Below are 24,722 nucleotides of genomic sequence, written 5' to 3'. Positions count from 1 at the left end.
CGTCACTAAAATATCACTTGCTAACATATTGTAATGAATGTATAGTATCATGTTGTACATTCATTATGACAAGAGAAAGGATCTTATTAAGGGTATGAAACTTGGTGCTCGCATTTTAAAAACGGGTATTGCCATCACATTAGCTTTATTTGCTTGTATTTTACTTAACTTACCGAGTCCAGTATTTGCGGGAATTTCAGCTATCTTCGCTGTTCAACCATCTGTATACCGTTCGTATTTAACTGCACTTGAACAAATTCAAGCAAACGTCATTGGTGCGGTATTCGCTATCGCATTCGCTACTGCTTTTGGACATAATCCTTTTATTATTGGATTAACATGTATATTAGTAATTGCTCTTACATTGCAATTACGATTAGAAAACACAATATCAATTGCTTTAGTAACAGTTATCGCTATTATGGAGTATCAAGGTGAAGATTTCTTTAGTTTTGCCTTACTTCGATTTGCGACGATTATGGTTGGAATTATTGCGGCTTCACTTGTAAATTTAGTGTTTATGCCGCCAAAATACGAAACAAAGTTATATCATCGCATCGTTGATAATACAGAAGAAATTGTAAAATGGATTCGAATGAATAGCAGGCAAGCTTCTGATTTTACAACATTAAAAACTGATATTGATCGTATGAAAGAAAAAATGATCAAACTAAACCATTACTATTTGCTGTATAAAGAAGAAAGAAGCTATACGAAAAAAGTAAAGTTCGCAAAAATTCGTAAGCTTGTTTTATTCAGACAAATGTTAGCGACGACAAGTCGTGCTTTAAGTACGTTAAAATCATTACATCGTACTGAAAACGAACTGCGCTATATGCCAGAAGAATTCCAGGAATCTATTCAGAACGAACTTGATTCATTAACACATTATCATGAACAAGTTTTATTAAAATTTATTGGTAAAGCAAAAAAACAACAATCTGTTGAAATGCTTGATGAAGTTGAAACAGGTAAACAGGAATTAATTGATATCTTTATGGAATATCAAAACAAGGATGATGAAGAGGCATATAAAACATGGCTACATCTCTTCCCTCTTATTTCTGCTATTATTAACTATAGTGAAGAAGTAGAGCATTTAGATTTACTTGTGGATAGCTTCTACACATACCATAAACCAGAAGCAGAACTCAAAATCGATGATAAAAAAGAAGACGAATAAAAAACAGCTCCTTTTACGCTAAAGGAGCTGTTTCTGTTATATGTTGAAGTTGATATAAATTGTGGTAATATCCTCTTTTTTTCATTAATTCTTCATGAGATCCTGTTTCTTTAATTTCACCATCTTCAATGTAAATAATCGTATCCACATGCGTAATCGTCGCCAATCGATGTGCAATTATGATCGTCGTTCGATCAGCAGCTAACGTTTGAAGCGCCTCTTGAATATATCGTTCATTTTCTAAATCCAAAGCGGAAGTCGCTTCATCTAATATAAGTAACGATGGATTCTTTAAAAACACGCGTGCAATCGCTACACGTTGCCTTTGCCCACCAGATAACTTCACACCGCGTTCCCCGACGACAGTATCATAACCATCAGGTAACTCAATAATAAAATCATGAATTTGCGCAGCTTTGGCAGCTGCAATTACTTCTTCCTCTGTAGCTTTCGGATTCCCATATAAAATATTTGCCCCGATTGTATCGCTAAATAACAAATTATCTTGCAGTACAATTCCAATATGACTACGTAAATTTCTCATATCATACTTTCTAACATCTATCCCATCTACATAAACTGCGCCTGAAGAAACATCATAGAAACGCGGGATTAAACTAGCAAGAGATGACTTCCCTCCCCCACTCGCTCCTACAAGTGCTACCTTCTCTCCTGGCAATATAGTTAACGAAAGGTTATGTAATACCTCTTTTTCATCCGAGTTGTAACGAAAAGATACATTATCAAATATCACTTCACCATTTAATTTTTTCGTTTGTACCGCACCTTGTACATTCACAATATCGTATTTTTCGTCTAACAGTTCAAACACCCGATCCATCGATGCGAAAGACTGTGTTAATGTCGTAGAGGAATTAACAAGGCGGCGAAGTGGACTATACAAACTATCCATATATCCAACAAAGGCAACCATAGTTCCTAAGGTTAACTGCCCCTGAATCACTTCATACGCCGCAAAACCGATCACGAGTAACGGCCCTAAATCTGTTAACGTATTTACTGCCGAAAATGTTCTCGCCGTCCAACTCGTATGTGTTAACGCTTTCGTCAAAAATTCATTATTTCTTTTTTCAAATTGCTTCCCTTCATACTCTTCTAATGCAAAGCTACGTGTCACTTGCATCCCTTGAATACGTTCATGTAAATACCCTTGCATCGTTGCTAACGCTTGTGAACGCTCTTTCGTCAATTTTCGAAGACGCCCGAAAAAATATTTCACTGCCACTACATAAATAGGTAAAATTAATAGCGCAACAAATGTCAATTTTATATTCATAGAAAACATAACAATAATAGCGATAGCAATTGTTGCCGTGTCTAACCAAACATTCATCAAACCAGTAATTACAAAATCCTTCGTTTGTTCTACATCATGAATGACACGCGAAATAATCTCCCCTGTTTTTGTATTCGAATAATAACGTAAACTCAACTTTTGTAAATGACCAAAAATATGTTTTCGCAAATCATATAGTATTGTATTTGCGATACGCTGCGCAAAATATTGACGATAATATTCAATCGGTGGTCTTAACACTGCAAAAATAAAAAAAGCAATCCCAATCGCTGTTACTAGTTGGGACGTCTTATCTTGAAGTGACCCTCCGCCCTGAATGACATCATCAATAATATACTTTAATAACCACGGCATAATGAGCGGGATGCCGAATTTAACTAGACCAATCATAATCGTAATAGCAATAAGCCATCGATATGGTTTAACAAATTGCAAATATCTTTTTATACCTTGCACATAATCCCCCCTCTAATAGGACAAACCTGCGGGGAAATCCCCTGCAGGTTTGTTTTAATTTCTGTACATTAAATATCTCTCATACCACATATCTACAAAGTCTGGTGCGAATGGCCCTTTTCTTTGATGAATCCATTGTGTTAATTGTGCTACATTTCGTTTTAAAATCGTATCAATTACAGGTGGATATTGCATAATTTGACTATGTTTTTCATATTCATCTTCATCTAAAAGTGTATATGTCATATCTGGATACACTTTAATATCTAAATCATAATCAATATACTTTAACGCTTCAGAATCATATGCAAAAGGTGAGCTTAAATTACAATAATAATATACGCCCTCTTCCCTTAACATTCCAATCACATTAAACCAGTAGTTTGCATGAAAATAACAAATTGCTGGTTCACGAGTAATCCATGTTCGGCCATCTGATTCTGTCACTACTGTACGATCATTTGCTCCGATCACAAGACTTTGTGTCCCTTTTAAAATCGTTGTCTCTTCCCACATTCTATGAATGGAGCCATTATGTTTATAACTATGTATTTGTACTTTTTCTCCTTCTTTGGGAAATCCCATATATGCTCCCTTCCTTCAACTGCAAATGCCCTTTGAACTGCATTCACTTTTTTTCTATTATAACTTTTTTGTCGAAATTTTAAAACTAAAGCGATAAGACTCTATATTTCACACTGAATACCATATCCATAGTCTTTCTTAGGGAACGGGGCCAAACGAGGAAAGGAGAATAAAGTGAAACTTTAATCAGCCCTCACCAATCGGACTTTTATGGTCAGCCTGCCCCCACCTAACGCCTTTGCTTTCGCTGAATTTTGAGATGGGGGTCTTACTGCCCATTAAAGTGGGATAAAAAAAGTCCTTCCTCATTTCCATGTAAAGAAGGACCTTTCACCTAAAGGTAACGATATATCTTATCCTAAATTTGAAATCATTTTTTCAGTTTCAAAAGATTGAATCACACTATTTGTTTGCTCTTCAAATTTCTCATGTAATAGCTTGAGCGCTAATTCTGTTCTATATATTTCTTGGCGGATAAAATGTAATTCCTTTTTATCGCACGTATCCTTTTCGCTCATTTCAATTTGCTGATACTTCTCTAGGTGAGCTTGTAACTTCAACAACTCATCCATCGTTTCCAATTGCTCTCCTACCAACTTATCAAAATCGTTCATTACTTACCCCCTTTTGGACTTATTTATCATTTATTATTCCTCATTACATATTTCTAATCTTTAACTTCCTTCTCCTTTGACTACATTTGTTGACTTATTAGAAGTTATGTCGTTCGTTTTATTTTCATTCCCATGACCAAAGCACAAAGAAAACACTTCTCTCGAATTAGAGAAGTGTTTTTCTTTCATTACTGATTTGAACTAGAAGATTGTGATTGTTTTGCAGCTGATTGTGCATTTTGTTTTTTCACAGCATGCACGTCTGTTTCAGTTGCAAATTCAGTACCATAACTAGCGTTTGCACTTTGTGCACCAGAAGCTTGTGCTTTCTTTGCTTCTGATTGCGCGTTTGCTTGTTTTACTGCTTGCACATCTGTTTCAGTTGAAAACTCTGTACCATAACTAGCATTTGTACTTTGAATGCTAGCACCAGAAGTTGCCTTGTTATAACCTTGTTGTTTTTTACTCATCTTTCTCACCTCCACAACCAATAATGTAACCAATTCACTTAGAAGCTATCCGTGATTTTCTTTTTTTAATCTCCGTATATATCTCTTGTCACTCATTCAAACTATAGAAAATGGAGGTGGAAATATGTATATAGGACGCGATATGACTGAACTAACGATGGTTTCAAAAAATGAATGGAAAGAAGATGAATTAGCTTATTTTCATCATTCATTACAACAGATTCTGCCGTATTTAAATGCAGAAGGTCAAAGTATTTACAAAGAAATTGTAATAGAAATTGAATCAAGAGGCGGCTTACAAGAAGGTGATGCTAGTTGGACTCATGGGACGAAAATTTCTTACGATTAAAAAAGTGTTCCCAACCTGGGAACACTTTTTTTGTTTATTGCATTGTAATTTTCTCAACACAACTCTCATAAATCGTACGATGCGATTTAGAGAAAGGTAACTGCTCAAATGCTTCTTTCGATACAAATTTCAATGTATCTGTTTCAACAATATCACCAGTTACTTTTCCGTAAAATACGAATATATCCCAAGTACGATGTGTAAACGTATGTTGTACATTCATTGCGTATTCTTCAATAGAAATCGAAAGCTCAAATTTTTCTTTCATATAATCTATAAGCTGTTCCTTCTGATTACGAATCCCTTCGCCAAGTTCAATATTCGGAAACTCCCACATATTAGCTAATAAACCGGTACTTGGACGTTTATTAATGACGTAACGACCATCTTCCGTTTGAAGTACTCCTGCAACAATCGGTACCATCGTAGGGGCCTTTGCTTTACTTTTGACTGGTAATTCCTTTTGAACACCTTCAGCATATCCCCTGCAATGCTCACGTACAGGACAAAGTAAGCATGCTGGATTTTTAGGAATACAAATCAGTGCTCCTAATTCCATCAAACCTTGATTAAAATAAGATGGATTTTCTGCCGAAATAATTTCACGCACAATCTCTTCAAACACTTTTCTCGTTTTTGGTTTTGCAATGTCATCCCATACTGATAAAATGCGAGACAATACACGCATTACATTTCCATCAACTGCCGGCTCTGGTATACCATAGGCAATACTTAAAATAGCACCTTTTGTATAGGGGCCGACTCCTTTTAATTTTTCAATTTTCTTTACATCACTTGGTACTATCCCGCCATATACTTCTTTTACTTCTTTTACGGCCGCATGTAAATTTCTTGCTCTAGAATAATAACCTAAACCTTCCCATGCTTTTAACACTTCTTCATCATCAGCATTTGCCAAAGCTTCTAGAGTAGGAAACTTCCCCATAAAATTCGCGTAATATGGTTTTACAGCTTCTACTCTAGTTTGCTGCAACATAATTTCCGAAACCCAAACACGGTATGGATCTTTATTTTTACGCCACGGTAAGTCGCGTTGCTCTTTTTCAAACCAACCAATTAAATCATTTTGAAACTGCTCTATGTTAAAATTATTTAATATTTCAAGTGTCAAACTTGATCCCCCTCATTTTTTTGCATATAAGTACTATTATAAAGATTTTAGGAAAAAATTTAAGTAAGATGACATAGGAAATAGAAGGCAAAGGACTTGAGGTATCGAATAAAAAGAGTTACATTAATAAAAAACGGAGGTGGATTTCTATGGACACAGCCACTCACCTTGTTATGGGCGTTACTCTAGGCAGCTTGGCCACGTTAGATCCAGCCATAGCACAAAGTGATATTGGGCCACAAGCAGTTATGCTCGCTACAATTGCTGGTTCCAATATTCCTGATATCGATACAGTTTTAAAATTGCGTAATAACGCTAAATATATAAGAAATCATCGCGGGATTACTCATTCCATTCCTGCAGTGATTCTTTGGTCATTCCTTATAAGTGGCATCTCTTTCGCCTTCTTTTCAGACGCTCCATATTTGCATCTACTACTTTGGTCATTTATTGCCGTCTTTCTTCATGTCTTTGTAGATATTTTCAATGCCTACGGTACACAGGCATTACGACCCTTCACAAAAAAATGGGTAGCGCTAGGTATCATTAATACATTCGATACCGTCATTTTCTTCATCCATATACTCGCAATTGCTTGTATGCTCGTAGGTTCCCATAAAGGGTATACTGCCTTAGCAGCGTATATATTGATGATTGTTTACTATATCGGACGGATTATGATGCATAGAAATATAAGAAGCGTTGTACAAAAACGTTTCAAACATGTTGAGAAGATAATTATTTCTCCTTCTTATCGATTTTATCATTATCATTTAGCAATCGTTACAACCAATTATTACTACGTTGCTAGATGGCATCGTGGTAACATCATGGTATATGATAAGTTCGATCGGGTACCGTTCCCAGATAATGCTATTATGCGCGCAGCTAAACAAGATGAAAACATCTCAGCATTTTTATCTTTCTCCCCTGTATATCGCTGGGACATTTTCGATTATGATCATTATTATGAAGTTCGATTCATTGATTTGCGATATCGCAGTAAAGACTATTATCCATTCGTTGCAATCGTTCAACTCGATCATAATTTAAATATTATTAGTTCCTATACAGGATGGATTTTTAGTGAAGAAAAACTTCGAAAAAAACTGGAGTTACTTCCACATTAAAAAAAGCGACTTCAGTCGCTTTTTTTAATGTTTCAAATGATCTTCTTGATTGATTAAATGGCTATATTTCGGATTATTTGTACGCATTTCATGAAGGCGTACTCCATGATTATTAATCCATGATCGCACCACTTGTTCAGTCATTTCTTCTCCTTGATAACGACCTGATTTCGCATAAGTTGTTTGAAAATCTTCCCACAGTAATTCAACCCACGCACGAGCTTGCGCGTAAGAAAGTTTGTCATTTTTGTCTAATAGTTCTTTCGTTAATGCTTCATAAATATCATTCATGTTCTAATCTCCTTTACCTAATTATCCCTTCATTTCTAAAGGATAGTTTCTTCTATTTTGCACATTCTATAATTGATACTTCTTCAAGAGGTATCAACTGATGATGAGGAGGGCGTTCGCAATGGGTAAACAAGCCGAATTTTGGTCTGAGTCAAAAAACAACAGCAAAATCGACGGTCAACCGAAAGCGAAATCACGCTTCGCTTCGAAGCGACCTAACGGCACAATTAACACGCACCCACAAGAACGTATGCGTGCTGCAAATCAGCAGGAAGAATAGTAACAAAGTAACTTAACTTCCTACACGAGGTGATAAAGATGAGCTACCGTGATCGCTTAGATAGTCGTTCTGAATTATTTAACCATACGTGGACTCGTCCGAAACATGCAAAAGCGCAAGTTAACGGACAGACGCAACAAACCCAGTCTCTCATTATATTGGCGAATGAATGTAAAAAACGCCAATTTTAGAATCTCCTATCTCCTGTAACGCCTACCAAAGATGAAAACCAGAGAGATATTCGCTCTCTGGTTTTTATTTTTCTTGTAATAAAGAAATCGGGATTCCGATCTCTTCATTATCATTTTGCTTATGTCCCCAAGCAAATACCCCATTGAAATACGTAATTTCAAATAATATACCAGGTTCTTCTACTAATTCATATGTCTCACCGATATGGAATTTGTTTATGTCAGTCATATAAGCGCGAGCCATTGCTATCTTTCGCATTAATACATCGAACTCATTTACAATTCCAAGTTGCTCAGCTTTTATCGCTTGCTCTTTCAAAAGCCCAATTTCTTCCCTTAGCTCATATGGTGTCATTTCACTGTAGCGCTTTGGCATATTCATCTTATTCTCCTCATCCCTCTTCGCGTTTCATTTGCAAAAATACCTCTATTTCATCGATAGAGAATCCTTTGCGATATAACGCTTGTTTCATCTTATTTTCGAATGTCCATCCATCATGCTTCTTATATTTCTCATAATATTTATTCCCATGATAGTGTAACGCTTCTTGTTGCTTTTCGTCATCTTTTTCGTCTTTCAATTCTTCTAAACAAATTTGAATCACATCTCTAGAATATCCTTTCCGAACAAGCATTTCGTCTAACTTTAGCTTCATTTGTAAAAAGGAATGCTTTTGATAAGATTTCTTCTTCTTTTCTATAAGAATTAAAGCATTCTCAATTTGCTTTTCCTTCGGATATTCTTGTAAACTATGCGTAATAATTAAATCCTGAACACCTTTATTTAACAACTCTCTTTTAATAACAGTAGGACCTTTTCGATTCACATTGCTTTGCGTTCTCGTATATAAAATAGCATACTCTTTATCATTAATATATCGGTCATGTAATAATTTCGAAACGACTTCAGAGATGATGGCCTGTCCCACTTCTTTTTTTCGTAAAAAATCTTCTATTTCTAGTTTCGTTCTCATTTGATAGGATAAATAGGAGATTGCTTGTAAATATGCTTTTTGTACCTCTTCATTGTACAAAATATTTCCTAACGCTATTTCATCAATTTCTAAGCCCTTTTGTAATCCGTGTTTTATTAAGATTACTTCATTGACACTAAATCCGTACTCTTCACCTTGACCTTTATCAATATAAATATTAAATCGTTCTTTCGATCGTTTTTGGACTTCTATTTTTGTAATGACAGCCATACTCTCACCTCTCTATTATTTTAACATAGTCGAGGAACGTTTTTGCTTTTCAAGAATATATATAATGAGGAGGAAATAATTGTGAGAATCGCAATTTCTGGTGGTACCGGCTTTATCGGTACATACCTTTCTACTTTTTTCATTCAAAAAGGATATACGGTTTACATTCTGACTCGAAACAAAACGACTGAAACTTTCGATCCTAACCTTCAATACGTACAATGGACACCAGATTTACAAACCTTCCCTCTCTCTTCTATTGATGTAGTTATTAATCTAGCTGGAGAGTCTATTAATAGTAGATGGACAAAGAAACAAAAAAAAGCCATTGTAAACAGTAGAATTCAAACGACAAAAGGACTCATTAAACAATTGCAGACACTCACCATAAAACCGCACACATTTATTAACGCAAGCGCTATTGGATACTATGGAACGTCTGAAACCGAGTCTTTTACAGAACAGCATGAGCCTCCTGGAGATGACTTTTTAGCACATACAGTATATTCATGGGAACAAGAAGCATCCAAAGCACGCGCTCTCGGAATACGAACAATCTACGCAAGATTTGGAGTCGTATTAAGTGCAGATGGAGGAGCTCTTCCAAAAATGCTACTCCCCTATCAATTCTATATCGGCGGTACAATTGGCTCTGGAAATCAATGGTTATCATGGATTCATATAGACGATGTCGTTCGCCTGATTGATTTCATCATACACAAAAAAGAAATTGATGGACCGCTTAACATTACAGCTCCCCGCCCTATAAGAATGAAGGAATTCGGAGAAACCATTGCAGCTATAATGAAAAAACCTCATTGGTTACCTGTCCCTTCATTTATGCTTCGCATTTTACTTGGTGAGATGAGCATACTTGTACTAGAAGGGCAACATGTATTACCTAGTAAAGCAATTGAGCATGGGTATGAATATACATTTCCGGCAATAGACCATGCATTACAAAATATACTTTCGCATACAATGTAGTACTTCTAAAACACAGTTTTACAGAGGGCCCTTTCAAAACTTTTATTTTCTAGCATCCGGAGCATTATTACACAAATAATCTTTCAGTTACTTTCCCTTACATTCCATTAACATTATAAAGTAACAGAAATGAGGTACCTATGAAAATATTGCTCAAACAAGCCATTGTCTATCCTATTACATCCCAAAAATTTCAAGGGGATGTACTCGTTATAGGAGAAAAAATTGCTGAGGTCAAGCCTTCCATTCAACCTACTCAAGAGATGACAGTTATAGACGCACGTGCTCTTCATCTCTTACCTGGATTTATTGATGTCCATACCCATCTTGGTCTCTATGATGAAGGTACTGGTTGGGCTGGCAATGATGCAAATGAAACGTCTGAAGTTTCAACACCACATATCCGTTCTTTAGATGGAATCCACCCTTTGGATATTGCATTTCAAGATGCGGTACAAAATGGAATTACAACTGTTCACGTTATGCCAGGAAGTCAAAACATTATCGGTGGTACGACTTGTGTAATAAAAACAGCTGGAACTTGTATTGATCATATGATTATCCAAGAACCTGCTGGTTTAAAGATTGCCTTTGGAGAAAATCCTAAAAAGGTCCATAGTAATGGCACAAAAGAGTCCATTACGCGTATGGGAATTATGGGATTACTTCGGGAATCATTCTATGAAGCACAGCACTACGGGCATGAAGCTGATTTTCGAATGCTTCCTATCTTAAAAGCATTACGCCGTGAAATACCCGTACGTATCCACGCTCACAGAGCAGATGATATTAGTTCTGCTCTACGCTTTGCAACAGAGTTCAATCTTGATTTACGTATTGAACATTGTACAGAAGGACACTTTATTGTTGAAGAACTTTCAAAACACAATTTGAAGGTTTCAGTTGGCCCCACGCTTACACGCCGTTCTAAAATCGAACTAAAAAATAAAACATGGGATACTTACCATATATTATCAAAAAATGGAGTGGAAGTTTCCATCACAACAGATCACCCCTATACACCCATTCAATATTTAAATATTTGTGCTGCTGTCGCAGTAAGGGAAGGATTAGACGAAAAAACTGCACTAGAAGGAATCACTATATTTCCAGCGCGAAATTTACGGTTAGAGGATAGAATTGGAAGTATTGAGGCTGGAAAAGACGCTGATCTTGTGCTCTGGACCCATCATCCTTTCCATTATTTAGCCAAGCCTGTACTAACTATGATTGATGGAAAAATAATTTACAAAAAAAATAAAAAAAACTAGTTTATTTTTTTGACTAGATAAAGTATTATACGATTATAAACTGAATGAAACCATAATCAATTTGTGTCGTGATTATCATTTTCAAATTGATGAATGGGGAAGGCAAATGGTGCGCCACCAGCGTTAGAAACTGGTTCTAGTGGGTTCGATTCCCACCCCGAAATTTTTTAAAGATTGATATAAAAATTTCGAGGGTGGGGTGTTTTTTCGTCATGCTACCCTCGTGTGAGGAGGAGTTAGTATGTTGAAAAAACGCGACTTACACGACAGCCACGTTCTATACGAGTTAATGGTGGATCCAGCTGTCTTCCCTTTTGTGCGTCAAAAGGCTTATTCTTATGAGGAATATTTATTTTTAACGAAACAAACGATTGAAGCTGAAGAGCGTGGGGAATTAATTTCACGTACAATTTTAGATGAATGGGGTAACCCTATCGGAACAATTACTTTATTTGATGTGCAAGAAAAAGCCGGATTCCTTGGAACATGGCTTGGCAAACCTTATCACGGAAAAGGCTACAATAAATTGGCAAAAGATTCATTTTTTAGCGAACTTTTCTACGAGTTAGATATTGAAACGATTTTTATGCGTATTCGCAAAATAAATATTCGTTCTATTAAAGCTGCAGAAAAATTACAATATGTAAATCTAGCAAACGAAACAAGAAAAGCCGTTTATGATGAAATTAACGCAAATGAAGAAGTATATAACTTATATGAAATTCCAAAAGATCAATATACACTTGCTACAATGCGAGATACAACGTTCCAAGATTCTCATCACTTAAAAGAAGCGTAATCTAAATTTTCAGAAATAATAATTAACCATTAACATTTTGATATATACGTATATCACCCCATGTCTTTGGAAACGATAAATAGTGACTTTAGGACACGAGGTGATTTGTAATGGATAAAAAGAAACGTGACAAAACAAAAAACGCATTATCTAGTACACAAGAAGTTCTCTACCAACGAGAATTTCGTAAAGCAGATCGCGCAGCGGGTTATCGTTCGAAAAGTATTTAAAGTGAGAATGAATAATTAGAAGTTCTCCCCCCTAATTATTCATTCTCATTACATATTTTTTCTACGTGATAGAGTAAAAAAAGGTTCCTTATAAATAAGGAACCTTTTTTATGTGGATAACGTTATCCACATAATTTATAGAATTGTGAATAAATTGAATAAATCTTTCAAAAGTTTATATATTGTAACGTACATCAAATGTTAGAATTGTGGATATTTTTCTAAAAATTGTGGATAATGTGGATATAGTTGTTAATATTCCGACTTTACTGTTTAATGAAAGCGCACTCTTCATGTGGATAAGTCTTTATCTTCGAAAATAATAAAGAACCCTCTTTAAACATACAAAAGAGGGTTTCATATTAAGTAAATGATTGTGCAAGAGCAGGTGATTTAATAGGTATATGATTCGGTTCTACATGGTTTTCTGCCAAAATTGTATCCACAATATGATCAGCTGGCTCTGGACGATAAATACTTTTCATCGCTTCTTTCATTTGAAGAAGCCTCATATCATCTTGTAATAACGCCTCTGTTTTTGCAAAAACCTCACTATCATCACGAATGACAACTGCAGCCCCTTTTCTTTCAAAGTACATCGCATTTTCATTTTCTTGTCCTGGAACAGGCTTATATAAAATGACAGGTACTTGCAATGCTGCCGCTTCACTTAACGTAATACCGCCTGGCTTTGTAATCATACAAGAAGTAACACGGAATAGTTCATCAATATTTTCTACATAACCAAATACTTTTAATGCATCAGGATTTTTTTCCTGTAATCCTACCAAATCCTGTTTTAACGCTTCATTTTTCCCACAAACGACAACTACTTGTAAATCAGGTACTGACATAAATGATTGGCATAGTTCTTTTACACTTCCTAATACTCCATGAGCACCTGCTACAATTAGTAAAATCTTTTTATTCTTACATAACTGATATTTATTATATATAATATCTGAATTGATCTTTAACTCAAAACTACTACGAATCGGAATTCCAGTTTCAACAATTTGCTCCGCAGGCACACCAATATCAACCATAACTTTTTTTACGTGATCAGTTGCTACAAAATAACGATCTACTTCCCGATGAATCCATATTTTGTGCACACAAAAATCCGTTAATACGTTATACACAGGAATTGAAATACCTGTTTGCTTTTTTAATTCTGGTACAGCTATAATCGGAAAAGTATTAATAACAATATCCGGTTTCTCCGCTTGTAAAAGTAATTTCAAACGTTTCCTTCCAAAATTTGCATACCAAGATGCTATTTTTTTATCATAAATTTTTTCTACGCCATAATAAAACAAGCGGTACAATTCTTTTCCTATTGTATAACTTTTTAAATATAAATATTTTGTAATATCGGTTATAACCGGATGTGATTCTCCGAACAAATCGCATACAATTACATCTTTAATTCCTTTTTGGCGAAATGTTTGCTCTAATGTTTTCGCTACTTGCACATGACCGTTACCGTAATGTGCAGTTAATATTAAAACCTTGGGGTTTTTTATCAAACAAATCCACTCCTAGCTTATTGTTTCTCCATATTGCATATACGACAATAGGAAAAACATTTTCCTTAAAAATTACATAAACAGACTCTAATATTTCTCTTTCAGCTATGTACCTGTCGTGGATATGCAAAGCATATAAGATTGACCCCTTAATCCTATCTGTGCTCATATCTTTACATTATACTTTCCTATAAGAGCTTTCGCAATAACTTACAAATGTTCTCTATTCCATGATACTCACTCTTTTACTTCTTAATTCTTTTTACTATTTTGATTTCCCTTTACAATTATGTAAATTTCTCTACTTATTCCTTACAAAAATATGGATATTCTATTTTTAGTATACTCTTTTCTCTATATATACTCTAGGTTTTATTGTAAAGAAAGCAAAAAGCCTAATCCAATATTTGGATTAGACTGCTTGTAAAATATGTCTTGCTTCTTCTACATTTTTTTCAGTAGGTGGTTCTACATTCGCAAGTGGATACTTATGTCCAAGTGCCTCCCATTTATATACACCAAGCTTATGATATGGTAACACTTCAACTTTTTGAACATTAGACAGACTTTGAATAAAGCTAGATAACTTTTGTAGATCCTCTTCATTATCAGTAACACCAGGAACTAATACGTGTCGTACCCAAATCGGTTTATTTTTATCCGATAAATAACGAGCAAATTGTAAAATATGTTCATTTGGTTTTCCTGTTAATTTACGATGTTTCTTTGAATCAATATGTTTTAAATCCAATAAAACTAAATCTGTGTACTCCATTAAAATATCTAGCTTATTTTGGAATTTTGGTTCTTCAGAATAACAACCACCCGAAGAGTCAATTGTTGTATGAATTCCAATTTCCTTACATTTCTTAAATAATTCAATTAAGAAATCTAGTTGTAATAATGGTTCCCCACCACTAACTGTTATACCGCCTCCGGAAGCTTCAATAAAAGGAAGGTAACATGTCACATCCTGCATTACTTCTTCGACTGTTATTTCTTTTCCTTTACCGATCTCCCACGTATCAGCATTATGACAATATTGACAACGTAATAAACACCCTTGTGTAAATATGACATAACGAATTCCTGGGCCATCAACAGTACCACAAGACTCTACAGAATGAATTCTTCCTTTTACCATGTTACTTCCTCCTTTATTGAAACAGCCTCCCTCTGCTATTTATAAAATGCAGAGGGACACTTTTTTCATTTACATGCTTTCATGCATTGTACGGTTAATTACATCGATTTGTTGTTCACGAGTTAATTTAATAAAGTTTACAGCGTAACCAGATACGCGAATTGTTAATTGTGGATATTTCTCAGGATGTTCCATTGCATCCATTAATGTTTCACGGTTAAATACGTTAATATTTAAGTGATGTCCTTCTTTTACTGCATAACCATCAAGCATTGATACTAAGTTACGTACTTGTACTTCATCCTCTTTACCAAGTGCTTTTGGAATAATAGAGAATGTATTAGAAATGCCATCTTGTGCATCTTCATATGGTAATTTAGCTACAGATAATAATGAAGCTAACGCACCTTTTGTATCACGTCCATGCATCGGGTTCGCACCTGGTGCAAATGGTTCTCCAGTACGGCGACCATCTGGAGTGTTACCAGTTTTCTTACCGTATACAACGTTAGATGTGATTGTTAAGATTGACATTGTATGAACGGAATTTCTATATGTTTTGTGTTTACGAAGTTTATTCATAAATGTTTTCACAAGATTTACAGCAATTTCATCTACACGGTCATCATTGTTACCGTATTTAGGGAAATCTCCTTCAATTTCAAAGTCAACTGCAATTCCGTTTTCATCGCGAATTGGTTTTACTTTTGCGTATTTAATTGCACTTAAAGAGTCTGCTACTACAGATAGACCCGCGATACCTGTTGCCATTGTACGAAGAACATTTGTATCGTGAAGTGCCATTTCAATACGTTCATAGCTATATTTATCGTGCATGTAGTGAATAACATTTAATGTGTTTAAATATAGACCCGCTAACCATTCCATTGTCATATCAAACTTATGCATAACTTCTTCATAATCTAATACTTCAGAAGTAATCGGTGCGTACTCAGGACCAACTTGTGCTTTAGATTTTTCATCTTTACCACCGTTAATCGCATATAGCAATGCTTTTGCTAAGTTTGCACGTGCACCGAAGAACTGCATTTGTTTACCAATTCTCATTGCAGATACACAACAAGCAATTCCGTAGTCATCGCCATAGTCAGCACGCATAATGTCATCATTTTCATATTGAATTGCTGATGTTTTAATAGACATTTTCGCACAGTAGTTTTTAAAGTTCTGTGGTAATTGTTTAGACCAAAGAACTGTTAAGTTTGGTTCTGGAGCTGGTCCTAAATTATCTAATGTATGCAAGAAACGGAATGAGTTCTTTGTTACTAATGGACGACCATCCAATGCCATACCACCGATAGACTCAGTTACCCAAGTTGGGTCACCAGAGAATAACTCATTATAATCAGGTGTTCTTGCAAATTTCACAAGACGTAATTTCATAATGAAGTGATCCACAATTTCTTGTACGTCTTCTTCTGTTAAAGTACCATTTGCTAAATCTCTTTCAATATAAATATCTAAGAATGTAGAAGTACGTCCAAGACTCATTGCAGCTCCGTTTTGCTCTTTAATTGCTGCAAGATATGCAAAGTATAACCATTGGAATGCTTCTTGAGCAGTTGTTGCTGGCTTAGAAATATCAAAGCCATGAGAAGCAGCCATTTGTTTTAACTCTTGAAGTGCACGTATTTGCTCAGATAACTCTTCGCGTAAACGCATTGTATCTTCACTCATTACACCACCAGTTAAATTTAAATCTGTTTTCTTCGCTTCAATTAAATGATCTACTCCATATAATGCTACGCGGCGGTAGTCACCGATAATACGTCCACGTCCGTATGCATCTGGAAGACCCGTAATAACACCTGATTTACGAGCAGCTCTCATTTCTGGTGTATAAGCATCAAATACACCTTGGTTATGAGTTTTTCTCCAATCTCTGAAAATACGACTAAGCTCTTTATCCATTTCGTATCCATAAGATTCACAAGCTTGTTCCGCCATACGAATACCACCATATGGTTGTAAAGAACGTTTAAATGGTTTATCAGTTTGGAAACCGACTACTTTTTCAGTCTCTTTATTTAAATATCCTGGTTCATGTGATGTAATAGAAGAAACAATTTTTGTATCCATATCAAGAACGCCACCGTTTTCACGTTCTTTCGTTGTTAAATCCATTACTTGATCCCAAAGTTGTTTCGTTGCTTCAGTTGCTCCCGCTAAGAAAGATTCGTCTCCCTCGTAAACGTTTACATTATTTAAAATGAAATCGCGAACATCAATCTCTGCTTTCCATTTTTCACCTTTAAAGTTTTCCCATGCGTTTTTAACATTTTCTAATACTTGAGTCATCCTAATCTCCTCCATTTTTGATTAGTACAGGACTAAGATTTTTTATATAACAGCTTACACACTTAGAATACTACTTTTTTACGAAAGTGAACGAAATAGTTGTGACATGTTTGTGAAATATTGAGCAAACTACTATATACATAGTGTTAACTTCATTTGAAAGTCTTTAAAATTAACCCTTTCCTTAATTGTATTTTTTTGGTATTCTTATATACGAGTCCTATTTTGTAATATAAAAACAATACCCATTGTAGAGCTGTAATACTCTTATCTCCTAATCTGTTATAGTTTTTTATAACAGAACAAAAAAGTGTACATATGTTGTACACTTTTTTGTTACTTATAAAATATCTCTTTTTCTATTTCCATCATGGAATCCACCACGACTGCCTGTTAATACAATTAATTGCTCTAACCCTTCTATATGATCACCTATAATTCGAAGTACAGCTGGTGGATGACCTATTTTAGCAAAATGTTCACTGGGACGAATACGGTTCATCTTATCGACTTCAACACGACTTACACATGCAACTTCAAATCCTGAAAGAATAGCTTTCACTTGGGCTACACACGGTGCCAGTAAAGATCTATATCCAATTTCTTTCAAACACTTACGACTAAACGCATTCGGTACAGCGATAAGAGAGCCTACGCCTAGATCTTTTCTATCACAAGCTAAATTTAATGCATATTTAAATGCAGTTACAAGATGAAGCGGTACTCTTAAATCTAAATAATGATTTAGATCATTTAATGCAACATCTGTTCCATCTGCAATAGCTTTCGCAAAAGGATATAACTCACTCGCTGGAATAACAAAATCGCCGTCTATAAATAACACAATTTCTCCTTTTGCAAAATACGTTCCAAGTGAGCGCCCCACATCATTTCCGAGTGCTTCTTTATATACGATTGTCGTTGCTCCCTTTTCTTTTGCAATCGTTGCTGTTTGATCAGACGAACCATTTACAACAACGATAATTTCAAAAGGTTCAATTTTGCGAAGTTCTTCTATAACGTTTCCAATTGTTTTCTCTTCATCTTGTACAGGAATAATGACCGATAATTGCTTTCCCTTATACAAATTAGATGTAACGCCCCATCCTTGATAAAAATCTTCAAAATCTAAAGTATGATAGACACTATCTCTTTTCCTATTTCCATCACAATACCCTCCGCGCTCATCGCTACCTACTATTCGCTCCGCTACAGCTTCTATATGGTCACCTATCATCCGTTTTTCAGAATGAGAAAGACCTGCGCCATACGCAGCATGCTCGGTCGGCCGAAATTTATTTGGCGTAATAACGTCAATTGCACAATGTCGACTAATTCTCCATTTGCTTTGAACTAGACGTAAATGAGCGAGAATAGGATTAACAAAACATTCATATCCAATACTTTGAACAACTTCTTTCGTCAACGCATGAGGTACAGCTAATAAAGAATCAATTTTTAACTCTTCACGCTCTAATATTGCATTTAATATTTGGCGCCATACTGTAATAGAATTAGGTTTTTGCCTTTTTAAAAATAATGCGTCCAAATTATTTAAAACTACATCTGCCTGATTGTATAAAATCGGATTAAGAAATAACTGTAATTTTGAAGTTTGAATAGCAAAATCGCCATCTATAAATAGTAGTACATCACCTATAGCTTCTTTGGCACCAGCTGCACGTCCAACATCATTTCCAAGCTTTTCTGTATACCGCAGTACTTTACATCCTAAATGCTCAGCAACTGTTTCTGTACCATCAGTACAACCATTTGCTACTACAATAATCTCTAATGGATTTAATCCTTTTACCGATTGAATAACGTCTGAAATCGTATCGATTTCATTACATGCAGGAATAATAACAGATAATGACTTAGCCATTGTCTTCTTCACGAAACCACTTAATTGTTTCCTTCAATCCGTCTTCCCACGTTACTTTCGCCTGAAATTGAACAAGCTCTTTTAATTTTGTTACGTCCGGTCTTCTATTTGGAATTTCCTCAAAGCCATGTGGGTATACCTCTTCGAAAGGAACTTGAACAATTTTCGAAGAAGATTTCGTTAGTTTTTTAATTACTTCTGCTACTTCTTTTATACTCTTTTCATTCTCAGAACCTATGTTAATAATTTCACCATTTACCTTTTCATCCATCGCTCGAATCGTTGCCTCTACCGCATCACTTACATACGTAAAACAACGTGTCTGCTCTCCATCTCCATATACGAGAATGTCTTCTCCTTGCAAAGCCGCACTAATAAATCGCGGGATTACCCCTGCATACGGACCATCTTTCGCTCTTGGACCATAAATATTAAAATAACGAACAATCGTTACCGGTAAACCTTCTAATGCGTATCCTAAACATAATGTTTCTTCTAATGTTTTACACACTGCATAACTCCAACGTATTTTAGAAGTTGCCCCGTATAATCGATCTCCCTCTTCAGAGAAGGGTGGCTTTGCCTTACCATATACTTCTGAAGTAGACGCAAAAACTACTTTCTTCTTTCCTTTTAGCGCTGCTTGTAAAATGTTTCTCGTTCCATCAAAATTCGTTTCAATAAGCTCTATACTCTTTTCCATTGTCGTTTTCACACCTAAAATTGCTGCTAAATGAAACACTACATCATGTTGATTTACTAATTCATAAATAGAATTTTTATCTAAAACACTTATTGGAATAATCCGAATTTCTTTCATTAACTCATCATGATATTTATTTCTCCCTTTATAGAAGTTATCAACGATAGTGACATCATAACCTCTTTTCACCAGCTCTTCAGCTAAATGCGATCCAATAAATCCTGCTCCACCTGTAATTAAACATTTCTTACTCATACACTCACCTTCTTTATAATTCCACGTGTATCTACGACTTGCTTTATCCCTTTAAAAACCTTCCAATCGATATTAGAGTGGTCTGTTAAAATTAAAATACAATTCGCTTGTTTAACGACTTGTTCATCCAAAGAAACAGATTGATACACCTTATCTCCAAACTTTGCAGAAGAAATATATGGATCGTGATATTCGATTTCATATCCTTCTTTTATTAACAATTCAATAATTGGTAAAGCAGGTGATTCTCTCAAATCATTTACATCTTTCTTATACGCAACTCCTACAATTAAAACTGATGCAGGTGATTGCACCATACCTTTTACTTTCCTGACTATTTTCTCTGGCATTTCTTCATTAATCACATGTGCAGCCTCAATTAATTGACTAATTTCCCCATTTCTTTTTATTCTCCATTGGAAATATAAAGGATCTACTGGAATACAATGTCCTCCTATTCCTGGTCCTGGCCAATATGGAGTAAATCCAAACGGTTTTGTAGATGCCGCTTCAAGCGCCTCATAAAAATCAATTCCTAAACTTTCACATAGTGTGTTTAACTCATTTACTAAGGAAATATTGACTAGGCGCTGAATATTTTCAAATAACTTACACATTTCCGCTACTTTCGGAGAACTAACTGGAACAACTACATCAAATGTAGTGCTATACAACTCCTGAACTTTTTGTTTACACTTTTCTGTTTGTCCACTAATAACTTTTGGAATCGTTTGAACAGAATAGTGACTATTAGCCGGATCAATTCTCTCAGGGGAATATCCGATATAGAAATCTTCTCCTACCTTTTTCCCTGTTTGAGAAATAATAGGAATGATAACTTCCTCGAGTGTACCTGGATATGTGGAGCTTTCAAAAATGAAGGTTTGTCCTTTTTGAAGGTTTTGTTGTATATAATGTGAGGCTGAAATGAGGGCACTTAAGTCTGGTTCTCTTTGTTCATTAATTGGAGTCGGGACAGTAACAATAACATAATCACTATTTTGAAAATCAGCAATACCTTGATCCGGTGTATTTACTATTAATTTTTTTTTCGTCAATAAACTTTGTAACTCTTTAGAAGAAACATCCGGAATATAACTTTCTCCTTTTATAATTGATTCTATTTTTCTAATATCTTTATCTAACCCAAGTACTGTATGCCCTCTCTCTGCAAAATGGACTGCTAAAGGAAGGCCAACATACCCTAAGCCAATAATAGCTACTTTACTACTATTCATTTGTATTCTCTTCTTCCCTTCTCAATTGTTGAATGATATCTCTATCTCTATCTCCATCCGTAAAGCCACCGCGTTCGTCCGTACACTGTAATAAATACGCAATCGCCTCAATTTGATCACCGAAAATACGATCAAATGCTGAAATACGCCCATTTACAAATTCGTGTTGCTCTGGACGTACTCGATTTGTTTTTATAACATCTACTAACTCTACTGCTGTAATAGAGAATCCTTCTAAAATAGCTTTTATCTGAGCTAATGGAGGAATCACAAGAGAATCATAACCAATTTTCTCTATTACTTTTTTATGCATAGCGTGTGGTACTGCTGTTAATGAGTTATTCCATAAATCTGGTCGCTTCGCTATCAAATTCACAAAATATTTTCCCATGCTAATTGGATCTGCTGGATGAAACATATCTAATAAACACTGTAAATCATTTAATGCCACATCACTTCCATCTTCAATAGCGCGCAAAAATAGAATTAAATTTGTTGCTGGAATAACAAAATCACTATCAACAAATAAACAAATATCTGCCGTAGCATACATGGCCCCTATCGCCCGTGCTACATTATGCCCAAGCGTTTCCTCCAACTCAACAACAATAACATTCTCTAGCTTTACTTGTTTAATGGTCTTTACGGCAGCTCCATTCGCAACAACTATAATTTCATCTACACCCGCTTTTTTCACTTCCTGTATAACAGACCTTATAGTTGTTTTCTCTTCTGATACTGGGATAATGGCACTATATTTCGCTTTTTTCTTTTGCAATAAAACTGGTTTATACTTTCCTACAAACTCCCTATCTTTATTGCCCTTAGAAAAACCACCGCGATTACCGTATGTTTCGATTACGTATTGTAAAGCTCGCAAATGATCACCCATAATACGACTAGTCGCTTTCGGATAAGGAGAGCCAGGTGATGTGCCCGTATGGACAGGACGAACTTTATTTGTGTAAATGACATCAACTGAAGCCATATCAGAAATATCTACTCCTCTAGACATCGCCATCGCTTGAAATAGTGCTGGGTCCGCTAAATTCCACCACCCTAGTTTTTCAATCACTTCACGACTGATTGCATGTGGTATCGCAATTAAAGACCCTACAACAAATTCTTTCTTGTTCAAATAACGATTTAACATATATTTTCCAACCGTCGTATAATGCGGTCGTACTTTTAAATAAACAGACCATGTTAAGTTATTCAAAACAATTTGATGTCCTTGTTGTATTCCTTTAATAAAAGGATATAATTCTTCACTTTTCATGACGATATCACCGTCTAAAAATAAGACAATTTCACCTTTTGCTTCTCTAGCGCCAATTGCCCGTCCCACATCATTACCAAGAGAATATCTATAATAAATCACACGACAATTATGCTGTAGCGCTATTTCTTTCGTACCATCTGTCGATCCATTATCTACTATGATAATTTCATATGGTTCCAACTTCCTTACTTCTACTAAAACTTTTGATAAAGTACTTGCTTCATTATGCACTGGAATCACAACTGACACTCTCATACTTGTATCACTCTTACCCTTCCAAGCGAACATAAGCAATAATAGGAATACGTACAGCTACATCTTCTGGTGGTCCATAAGAAGGAGAAGTACGAATAATTACTGCCCCATCCGTCACAGATAAAAGAACGCCCGCAATGATTTCTACAGCTGTCACAACTTGCACTAGTTCACCAACATGGTTACGTAATTCATCAGTAAATAACATATATAACTCTCCTTTCTTACGCTTCTTTAATTGATATAATACTTGTAAATGGTAATAAAACTTCTGTTCCTATTCCTTCTTGCAGTGTTAAGAAATCATCACCAACTGCTACAATTACACCCGTTAACTGTCCAACTGTCACAGTAATTTCAACATTTTTACCCAAATACTGCTCTGCAATTTCTTTAAAAGGTGATGTATTACATTCTTTTAAAATGTTACAAATAATAGATTGAAATCTACTTGATTCAATAACTTCTTCCGTAGCTTGCTTAGAGTTTCTTTGAATAAATCTCGCGAAGTTTTGTGAAAATAAAAGTCTTTCCACAGCAGGTAATAACTTATTATCTAAAAAGTAATCTAATTGCCTATTAAACAATCTCGATAACTTTTTCCAATACTTACCGAACAGACACATACACTTCTCCTCCTATTATTTTAAAATTATAAAAACACATCCATACATCTTAATGTATACAAATCAGGCTTTTTTTGTGATAGGTAAGGCATACATTTTTCATCGAAACAATATGTTCTAACAATAAAAAAGATAGATGGCATTCCATCTATCTTTTTTACCTCTTAATTTTTAATTGTAACTATCGCAGAGACACAGTAATAAACCGCTCTGCCCGTTCACTTATAGAAGCTGTAACAAGTGAACCACCGCTTGCCGAGAAATATTTAACAGCTTCTAACGGAATACCATCTTCTTTCACATCAATATGCGTTCCATCTCGCCATTCTATTTTCTGCATTGTTGCTGAAAGGTCCCCAGTCACTTTACCAAATTCCTTATCATCCGGCCCAAAAAAGATCCATTCCCACTTTTTTAAACTTAGTACTTGTTTCAACTCTCCTAATTTCTCTCCATCTACATTAGAAAAAATATAAAAGTTGCGTACTCCCATCTTCTTTTGAACACGCAATAATCTTTCTCCCGATTGATTATATAAATAAAATTGTTGCTTATGTAGTCCCTTAAAAAGAAAAGAGAGTACAGCTTGCCATACACTTTGAATCACAAAATCATACTCTTCTTTTAAAAATCCTACTGTATTTCCATCTAATCCAAAGTATGTAATTACTTGAAATATCCCTACCTCTTTGCGAACAACAAATTTTTGTTGTTCCAATAATTCAAAAGTCTCTATATTATAATTTTCCTGTTTGAGCATTTTTGATCTTCTTTTTTCTATAAAGCTATATATTAATAATCCAAATGCCGGTAGTATAACACCTATTAATTTCAGATTTTCTTTCTCCGAAGTAAATAACATCCCTTTTTTATATTCCATCACTAATCCAATTGCGACGATAATCCATACAATAACAGATAAAAAAAAGATGCGCTTTGCATTACGTTCATGATGCTTATGTATACTCATACCCCTCCCCCTTTTCCATTTATTT

Annotated in this window: 26 protein-coding genes and 1 pseudogene; 9 read left to right on the top strand and 18 right to left on the bottom strand. The window is 35.2% G+C overall.

Features of this window, described 5'->3' with window-relative positions; all coding sequences use genetic code 11:
• Positions 1-94: 94 nt before the first annotated feature.
• Complete coding sequence (locus BGI23_RS02665; RefSeq protein WP_000765784.1) at positions 95-1,183, top strand: aromatic acid exporter family protein; 1,089 nt, start codon at positions 95-97, stop codon at positions 1,181-1,183.
• 13 nt (positions 1,184-1,196) lie between these two features.
• On the opposite strand, the gene BGI23_RS02660 is transcribed toward BGI23_RS02665, so the two are convergent.
• The 4 genes from BGI23_RS02660 to BGI23_RS02645 form a co-directional block, all read right to left on the bottom strand.
• Complete coding sequence (locus BGI23_RS02660) at positions 1,197-2,957, bottom strand: ABC transporter ATP-binding protein (protein WP_044790792.1); 1,761 nt, start codon at positions 2,955-2,957, stop codon at positions 1,197-1,199.
• A gap of 54 nt (positions 2,958-3,011) precedes the next feature.
• The gene (gene ntdP / locus BGI23_RS02655) at positions 3,012-3,542 is read right to left on the bottom strand and encodes a nucleoside tri-diphosphate phosphatase (protein ID WP_000506628.1); all 531 of its coding nucleotides are present in this window, start codon (positions 3,540-3,542) and stop codon (positions 3,012-3,014) included.
• 353 nt (positions 3,543-3,895) lie between these two features.
• Positions 3,896-4,156 (bottom strand): YgaB family protein, encoded by a 261-nt coding sequence (locus tag BGI23_RS02650; RefSeq protein ID WP_000997582.1) that lies wholly within the window; start codon positions 4,154-4,156, stop codon positions 3,896-3,898.
• Between the two features lie 188 nt (positions 4,157-4,344).
• Entirely contained in the window at positions 4,345-4,626 is a 282-nt protein-coding gene (locus BGI23_RS02645) for a gamma-type small acid-soluble spore protein (RefSeq protein WP_000039045.1), read from the bottom strand.
• Positions 4,627-4,750: 124 nt separating this feature from the next.
• Between BGI23_RS02645 and BGI23_RS02640 the strand changes: the two genes are divergently transcribed.
• Positions 4,751-4,975, top strand: a complete 225-nt coding sequence (locus BGI23_RS02640) for a hypothetical protein (protein WP_000275444.1) — start codon at positions 4,751-4,753, stop codon at positions 4,973-4,975.
• Between the two features lie 34 nt (positions 4,976-5,009).
• On the opposite strand, the gene mutY is transcribed toward BGI23_RS02640, so the two are convergent.
• Entirely contained in the window at positions 5,010-6,107 is a 1,098-nt protein-coding gene (mutY, locus tag BGI23_RS02635; protein ID WP_000171401.1) for an A/G-specific adenine glycosylase, read from the bottom strand.
• A gap of 149 nt (positions 6,108-6,256) precedes the next feature.
• On the opposite strand from mutY, the gene BGI23_RS02630 reads away from it, so the two are divergent.
• On the top strand, positions 6,257-7,237 hold the full coding sequence (locus BGI23_RS02630; RefSeq protein WP_000379127.1) for a metal-dependent hydrolase: 981 nt from the start codon (positions 6,257-6,259) through the stop codon (positions 7,235-7,237).
• 24 nt (positions 7,238-7,261) lie between these two features.
• On the opposite strand, the gene BGI23_RS02625 is transcribed toward BGI23_RS02630, so the two are convergent.
• Positions 7,262-7,528: a YfhJ family protein gene (locus BGI23_RS02625; protein WP_000998158.1), complete on the bottom strand. Its 267-nt coding sequence runs from the start codon at positions 7,526-7,528 to the stop codon at positions 7,262-7,264.
• 121 nt (positions 7,529-7,649) lie between these two features.
• Here BGI23_RS02625 and BGI23_RS02620 point away from each other — a divergent pair, with 121 nt between their 5' ends.
• Positions 7,650-7,808 carry a small, acid-soluble spore protein K gene (locus BGI23_RS02620; protein WP_000517891.1) on the top strand — a complete coding sequence of 53 codons (159 nt, stop codon included), beginning with the start codon at positions 7,650-7,652 and terminating at the stop codon, positions 7,806-7,808.
• 38 nt (positions 7,809-7,846) lie between these two features.
• Positions 7,847-7,999: a YpzG family protein gene (locus BGI23_RS02615; protein WP_000122093.1), complete on the top strand. Its 153-nt coding sequence runs from the start codon at positions 7,847-7,849 to the stop codon at positions 7,997-7,999.
• A gap of 64 nt (positions 8,000-8,063) precedes the next feature.
• Here BGI23_RS02615 and BGI23_RS02610 read toward each other — a convergent pair whose 3' ends face one another.
• Positions 8,064-8,381 carry a YfhH family protein gene (locus tag BGI23_RS02610; protein WP_001057032.1) on the bottom strand — a complete coding sequence of 106 codons (318 nt, stop codon included), beginning with the start codon at positions 8,379-8,381 and terminating at the stop codon, positions 8,064-8,066.
• Between the two features lie 10 nt (positions 8,382-8,391).
• On the bottom strand, positions 8,392-9,204 hold the full coding sequence (gene recX / locus BGI23_RS02605) for a recombination regulator RecX (protein ID WP_000268519.1): 813 nt from the start codon (positions 9,202-9,204) through the stop codon (positions 8,392-8,394).
• 81 nt (positions 9,205-9,285) lie between these two features.
• On the opposite strand from recX, the gene BGI23_RS02600 reads away from it, so the two are divergent.
• The 4 genes from BGI23_RS02600 (at position 9,286) to BGI23_RS02585 (ending at position 12,491) form a co-directional block, all read left to right on the top strand.
• Positions 9,286-10,191, top strand: coding sequence for a TIGR01777 family oxidoreductase (locus BGI23_RS02600; RefSeq protein WP_070805160.1), 906 nt, complete (start codon positions 9,286-9,288; stop codon positions 10,189-10,191).
• 140 nt (positions 10,192-10,331) lie between these two features.
• The gene (locus BGI23_RS02595) at positions 10,332-11,462 is read left to right on the top strand and encodes an amidohydrolase (protein ID WP_000698305.1); all 1,131 of its coding nucleotides are present in this window, start codon (positions 10,332-10,334) and stop codon (positions 11,460-11,462) included.
• A 241-nt stretch (positions 11,463-11,703) separates the two neighbouring features.
• On the top strand, positions 11,704-12,261 hold the full coding sequence (locus tag BGI23_RS02590) for a GNAT family N-acetyltransferase (protein WP_000914738.1): 558 nt from the start codon (positions 11,704-11,706) through the stop codon (positions 12,259-12,261).
• Positions 12,262-12,371: 110 nt separating this feature from the next.
• On the top strand, positions 12,372-12,491 hold the full coding sequence (locus BGI23_RS02585) for a YfhE family protein (RefSeq protein ID WP_000358485.1): 120 nt from the start codon (positions 12,372-12,374) through the stop codon (positions 12,489-12,491).
• Between the two features lie 362 nt (positions 12,492-12,853).
• Here the strand turns inward: BGI23_RS02585 and BGI23_RS02580 are convergent, their stop codons facing one another.
• From BGI23_RS02580 to BGI23_RS02530, 10 genes and pseudogenes are all read right to left on the bottom strand, one after another.
• Positions 12,854-14,020: a diglucosyl diacylglycerol synthase gene (locus BGI23_RS02580; RefSeq protein ID WP_000594714.1), complete on the bottom strand. Its 1,167-nt coding sequence runs from the start codon at positions 14,018-14,020 to the stop codon at positions 12,854-12,856.
• A 412-nt stretch (positions 14,021-14,432) separates the two neighbouring features.
• Positions 14,433-15,164 carry a pyruvate formate-lyase-activating protein gene (pflA, locus tag BGI23_RS02575; protein ID WP_070805159.1) on the bottom strand — a complete coding sequence of 244 codons (732 nt, stop codon included), beginning with the start codon at positions 15,162-15,164 and terminating at the stop codon, positions 14,433-14,435.
• A 69-nt stretch (positions 15,165-15,233) separates the two neighbouring features.
• Positions 15,234-17,483, bottom strand: a complete 2,250-nt coding sequence (pflB, locus tag BGI23_RS02570) for a formate C-acetyltransferase (RefSeq protein WP_000195490.1) — start codon at positions 17,481-17,483, stop codon at positions 15,234-15,236.
• 340 nt (positions 17,484-17,823) lie between these two features.
• Positions 17,824-19,368 carry a glycosyltransferase family 2 protein gene (locus BGI23_RS02560; protein WP_044790844.1) on the bottom strand — a complete coding sequence of 515 codons (1,545 nt, stop codon included), beginning with the start codon at positions 19,366-19,368 and terminating at the stop codon, positions 17,824-17,826.
• A complete protein-coding gene (locus BGI23_RS02555) occupies positions 19,361-20,326 on the bottom strand; it encodes an NAD-dependent epimerase/dehydratase family protein (RefSeq protein WP_070805158.1) in 966 nt (321 codons plus the stop codon). The genes BGI23_RS02560 and BGI23_RS02555 overlap by 8 nt, the downstream gene beginning before the upstream one ends.
• Positions 20,323-21,564, bottom strand: coding sequence for a nucleotide sugar dehydrogenase (locus BGI23_RS02550; protein WP_044790794.1), 1,242 nt, complete (start codon positions 21,562-21,564; stop codon positions 20,323-20,325). Before BGI23_RS02550 ends, BGI23_RS02555 begins: the two co-directional genes overlap by 4 nt.
• Complete coding sequence (locus tag BGI23_RS02545) at positions 21,557-23,101, bottom strand: glycosyltransferase family 2 protein (RefSeq protein ID WP_001266464.1); 1,545 nt, start codon at positions 23,099-23,101, stop codon at positions 21,557-21,559. Before BGI23_RS02545 ends, BGI23_RS02550 begins: the two co-directional genes overlap by 8 nt.
• 13 nt (positions 23,102-23,114) lie before the next feature.
• On the bottom strand, positions 23,115-23,309 hold the full coding sequence (locus BGI23_RS02540) for an LSm family protein (RefSeq protein WP_000899467.1): 195 nt from the start codon (positions 23,307-23,309) through the stop codon (positions 23,115-23,117).
• Between the two features lie 16 nt (positions 23,310-23,325).
• Entirely contained in the window at positions 23,326-23,727 is a 402-nt protein-coding gene (locus BGI23_RS02535) for an LSm family protein (RefSeq protein ID WP_046953685.1), read from the bottom strand.
• 164 nt (positions 23,728-23,891) lie between these two features.
• A pseudogene (locus BGI23_RS02530) lies at positions 23,892-24,697 on the bottom strand (sugar ABC transporter ATP-binding protein).
• Positions 24,698-24,722 lie beyond the last annotated feature (25 nt).

Origin of the sequence: Bacillus sp. ABP14 (assembly GCF_001831375.1) — a bacterium.
GTDB lineage: Bacteria > Bacillota > Bacilli > Bacillales > Bacillaceae_G > Bacillus_A > Bacillus_A paranthracis.
Note: the sequence above shows the minus strand (reverse complement) of the source record. Positions and strands in the feature narration are given on the sequence as shown.

Excerpts from the sequence above, each read along its gene's own strand:
- BGI23_RS02665 (WP_000765784.1), top strand. The coding sequence starts at position 95 with ATGAAACTTGGTGCTCGCATTTTAAAAACGGGTATTGCCATCACATTA.
- ntdP (WP_000506628.1), bottom strand. The coding sequence starts at position 3,542 with ATGGGATTTCCCAAAGAAGGAGAAAAAGTACAAATACATAGTTATAAA.
- BGI23_RS02650 (WP_000997582.1), bottom strand. The coding sequence starts at position 4,156 with ATGAACGATTTTGATAAGTTGGTAGGAGAGCAATTGGAAACGATGGAT.
- BGI23_RS02645 (WP_000039045.1), bottom strand. The coding sequence starts at position 4,626 with ATGAGTAAAAAACAACAAGGTTATAACAAGGCAACTTCTGGTGCTAGC.
- BGI23_RS02640 (WP_000275444.1), top strand. The coding sequence starts at position 4,751 with ATGTATATAGGACGCGATATGACTGAACTAACGATGGTTTCAAAAAAT.
- BGI23_RS02630 (WP_000379127.1), top strand. The coding sequence starts at position 6,257 with ATGGACACAGCCACTCACCTTGTTATGGGCGTTACTCTAGGCAGCTTG.
- BGI23_RS02625 (WP_000998158.1), bottom strand. The coding sequence starts at position 7,528 with ATGAATGATATTTATGAAGCATTAACGAAAGAACTATTAGACAAAAAT.
- BGI23_RS02620 (WP_000517891.1), top strand. The coding sequence starts at position 7,650 with ATGGGTAAACAAGCCGAATTTTGGTCTGAGTCAAAAAACAACAGCAAA.
- BGI23_RS02615 (WP_000122093.1), top strand. The coding sequence starts at position 7,847 with ATGAGCTACCGTGATCGCTTAGATAGTCGTTCTGAATTATTTAACCAT.
- BGI23_RS02610 (WP_001057032.1), bottom strand. The coding sequence starts at position 8,381 with ATGAATATGCCAAAGCGCTACAGTGAAATGACACCATATGAGCTAAGG.
- recX (WP_000268519.1), bottom strand. The coding sequence starts at position 9,204 with ATGGCTGTCATTACAAAAATAGAAGTCCAAAAACGATCGAAAGAACGA.
- BGI23_RS02595 (WP_000698305.1), top strand. The coding sequence starts at position 10,332 with ATGAAAATATTGCTCAAACAAGCCATTGTCTATCCTATTACATCCCAA.
- BGI23_RS02590 (WP_000914738.1), top strand. The coding sequence starts at position 11,704 with ATGTTGAAAAAACGCGACTTACACGACAGCCACGTTCTATACGAGTTA.
- BGI23_RS02585 (WP_000358485.1), top strand. The coding sequence starts at position 12,372 with ATGGATAAAAAGAAACGTGACAAAACAAAAAACGCATTATCTAGTACA.
- pflA (WP_070805159.1), bottom strand. The coding sequence starts at position 15,164 with ATGGTAAAAGGAAGAATTCATTCTGTAGAGTCTTGTGGTACTGTTGAT.
- pflB (WP_000195490.1), bottom strand. The coding sequence starts at position 17,483 with ATGACTCAAGTATTAGAAAATGTTAAAAACGCATGGGAAAACTTTAAA.
- BGI23_RS02560 (WP_044790844.1), bottom strand. The coding sequence starts at position 19,368 with ATGGCTAAGTCATTATCTGTTATTATTCCTGCATGTAATGAAATCGAT.
- BGI23_RS02555 (WP_070805158.1), bottom strand. The coding sequence starts at position 20,326 with ATGAGTAAGAAATGTTTAATTACAGGTGGAGCAGGATTTATTGGATCG.
- BGI23_RS02550 (WP_044790794.1), bottom strand. The coding sequence starts at position 21,564 with ATGAATAGTAGTAAAGTAGCTATTATTGGCTTAGGGTATGTTGGCCTT.
- BGI23_RS02545 (WP_001266464.1), bottom strand. The coding sequence starts at position 23,101 with ATGAGAGTGTCAGTTGTGATTCCAGTGCATAATGAAGCAAGTACTTTA.
- BGI23_RS02540 (WP_000899467.1), bottom strand. The coding sequence starts at position 23,309 with ATGTTATTTACTGATGAATTACGTAACCATGTTGGTGAACTAGTGCAA.
- BGI23_RS02535 (WP_046953685.1), bottom strand. The coding sequence starts at position 23,727 with ATGTGTCTGTTCGGTAAGTATTGGAAAAAGTTATCGAGATTGTTTAAT.